Genomic DNA, 2,345 nt, shown 5'->3' with positions numbered 1-2,345 from the left:
CCCCGGGGTCCAGGGGCGGAGCCCTTGGTATCGGGAAGGGGCGGGGAGGGGAAAACCCCACCGGACGGCCCCTGGCGCAGGAGCCCAGCCGTTCGCCGTTCGCGTCGCCGTTCGCCAGCCGGGCCCTCGGGTCGGCGCGGGGCTGTGCCGATGTGCGGCTCCGCCGCGTGGGCGCGACCAGCTACGACGGCGCCGCGGACGATTGACGGCAGGCCGGGCACCCCCCCCGCGGAGCGTCAGCCCAGCGGGGCCAGTCGGTCGCCGTTTGCCAGGCGGGCCTTGAGGTCGGCGCGGGCGCCCGCCTTCGCGGGGAGGGTCAGCCCGCGGCCGTAGGAGCGGCCCCGGACGCCGCCGGTGGCGACGATCCCGGTGACCTGGCGGCTTCCGGCGGCCAGCAGATACCAGTGGCCGGACCGCGCCTTCCACAGCACCCCCGCCAGCACCCGCGGCTCGCGCGGGCCGCAGGCGGGGGAGTTGTCGGCGCCGGCCGCGACCGCCCCCGCCCTGCCCCGACGGGTGTCCCACGGCTGGAACTGGGCCAGGACCTTGCTGCCCGTGCCCCGCCAGGTGTCGGCGCGGGTGCACAGCCAGGCCGCGTGGCCGCCCGCCTCCGGCAGGGCCTGGGCGGCGAACCGCCAGGCGTTGACCGAGCGCACCCCGCGCGCCCGCATCATCGCCAGCCGGCACCCGGTCCTGGCCCAGCTCGCCCGGGCCGCCCGCCCCGCCACATCGCGCGCCCCGCCGCCCGGAGTGCCGTAGGTGAGCCGGGCCGGGGCCAGTTCGCCGAGGTCGGCCACGAGCCGCGAGCCGAACTGGAGCGCGGGCCAGCCACGGCAGGGGCGCAGCCGCGGAACGGTGCGTACCGGGTCGGTCACCCCGTCCACGGTGCGGCGCAGCGGGCGCGGCACCCCGGCCGGGTGCAGCAGATCCCGCACCCAGACGTGGCGCACCCAAGGGGCGGTCAGATAGCGGACGTTGCCGTCCGCGCGGCTGAGGACCAGCGCGGTCGAGGTGCCCGCGTCGGCGGCGTCCAGCCGGGCGAAGTCCAGCGCGACCGCGCGGCCCTCGACCGCTTCCGCGTACCGCGCCACCCGCAGCCCGTCGTACAGCAGCACCACCGTGGCCTGGTCCACCTCGCCCGCGAACAGCAGCTGTGGCGGCCCCGACGGCGGCCCGGACTGCGTGCCCATGGTGGCCGACACCCGCACCGAACCGCCCGGCCGCGCCCAGACGGCCAGCGCGCGGCGCAGCAGCGCGGTGTCCCGGATCCGGTCGCCGCGCGCGGGCCAGGTGGAGAAGTCGGCGCGGGAGACGGTGCGCCAGGCGTCGGGCGCGGCGCGGGTCAACCGGTCGGGGTCCAGGGCCCGTTCGGAGGCGGGATTGCGGGCGTACGAGGGCGCGGCGGCGCCGCTCGGCCCCCAGCCCCGCCCCGGCATCCCCAGCAGCGTCCCGCACACCACCAGCGCCACCACCGCCACCAGCACCGCCCGCAGATGCTGACGGCGGCGCATCAGATCGGTGGGCCGCGCCTGGAGCGAACACGGGTCGAACTCGGCGGACTCCAGCAGCGATTCGTCCCGGCTGCCCGCCGGATCCGGCACCGACTCCGCCTCGTCCACCGCGTCCCGCGCGTCGGCGACCCCGGCGGTGCGCAGCAGGGCGCGCGTCTCGTGCTCGTCGAGCTGCTCCAGCTCCAGCAGGACGTAGGCGGCGCGGCCGGGGCCGGACAGCTCCGACAGCGCCTTCTCCAGGGCGAGTTCATCCGCGCCGCCGGAGCGGGGGAACAGCCGCAGCCCGAACACCTGCGGCAGCGCCGGGGGCCGCTGCCACCAGGGCCGCTGCCGGGCGGCGCGCAGCGCCAGGCGCAGCACCCGCAGCCGCACATAGGCGTAGCCAGTGTCGGCTGCCGGGCCCTTCGTCCCGCGCTGCCAGGGCAGTTCGACATCGGGGTGCGGGTCCGGGCCGGTGCCGTAGCCCCGGTTGCGGGGCAGGGCGCGCTGGGCGAGGGCGTGTGCCGCGAGCACCCGTCGGGTGCGCCCGATGCCCGGCGGCAGGATGAGATACGCGAGCCGCACCAGCCGCGGGTAGTGCTCGACGATGGCGGCCTCGGCCTGCTCGACGTCGATCAGGCCGGTGGGTTCGTCGTCGGTGGCGACTGTCGCCTGCTGGTGGTCCACGTGTCGTGAACGAGTGGCGGGCCGGGTAGGTCACCTGCGGGGCGCCCGGCGGACCTTTCCCCTCCCCGCCCCTCCCCGAAACCGGGGCTCCGCCCCCGGCCCCCGCACCGGGGCTCCGCCCCCGGCCCCCGCACCGGGGCTCCGCCCCCGGCCCCCGCACCGGGGCTC

At 78.3% G+C, this 2,345-nt stretch carries 2 protein-coding genes; one reads left to right on the top strand and one right to left on the bottom strand.

Translation table 11 applies throughout. The features are described 5' to 3' along the window. Positions 1-206: hypothetical protein (locus tag ACFXB5_RS53480; RefSeq protein WP_385223309.1), on the top strand; the 206-nt coding region annotated here is incomplete at its 5' end. Positions 207-236: 30 nt separating this feature from the next. Here ACFXB5_RS53480 and ACFXB5_RS53475 read toward each other — a convergent pair. Further along, the gene (locus ACFXB5_RS53475; RefSeq protein WP_385223307.1) at positions 237-2,177 is read right to left on the bottom strand and encodes a hypothetical protein; all 1,941 of its coding nucleotides are present in this window, start codon (positions 2,175-2,177) and stop codon (positions 237-239) included. Between the last annotated feature and the right edge of the window lie 168 nt (positions 2,178-2,345).

Source organism: Streptomyces sp. NPDC059455 (assembly GCF_042750115.1).
Lineage (GTDB): Bacteria > Actinomycetota > Actinomycetes > Streptomycetales > Streptomycetaceae > Streptomyces > Streptomyces endocoffeicus.
This window is presented reverse-complemented; position numbering and strand designations above follow the sequence as displayed.